This is a genomic window from Erwinia sp. V71 (assembly GCF_965644245.1).
Lineage (GTDB): Bacteria > Pseudomonadota > Gammaproteobacteria > Enterobacterales > Enterobacteriaceae > Erwinia.
Genome location: NZ_CBFFRK010000286.1, coordinates 1 through 521 on the forward strand (window position 1 = coordinate 1; position 521 = coordinate 521).

Annotated in this window: 1 protein-coding gene; it reads right to left on the reverse strand. The window is 57.0% G+C overall.

Annotated elements, in window-relative coordinates:
• Positions 1-521 (reverse strand): methyl-accepting chemotaxis protein (locus ACSZO1_RS22700; protein ID WP_437616667.1); only part of this gene is annotated, 521 nt, incomplete at both ends.

The following is a 521-nucleotide window of genomic DNA, read 5'->3' on the forward strand; positions in this document are numbered from 1 at the left end:
GACTTGAGGATTTCATTCATCGTCACACCGGCTTCATTCACCAGACGTGAGCCGTTATCGACGCGCTGTACCGAGTCTGCAATCAGGCTTTCAATCTCTTTCGCCGCACCGGCGCTGCGCTGGGCAAGGTTACGCACTTCGCCTGCAACTACCGAAAAGCCACGACCCTGCTCACCGGCACGCGCCGCTTCTACCGCTGCGTTCAGCGCCAGAATGTTGGTCTGGAAGGCAATGCTGTTAATCACGTTGGTGATTTCAGCAATCTTCTGTGAACTGCCGGAGATACCCTGCATGGTAGAAACCACATCGCTGACCAGTTTGCCACCTTTGCTGGCGGTAACGGACGCGTTGTCTGCCAGTGCGCTCGCCTGACGGGCGTTGTCGGCGTTGAATTTCACCGTCGCCGTCAGCTGCTCCATACTGGCCGCCGTCTCTTCCAGTGCCGCCGCCTGCTCTTCAGTACGTGAAGAGAGATCGTTATTGCCGGAAGAAATTTCCGACGCACCGCGCCAGATATTGTC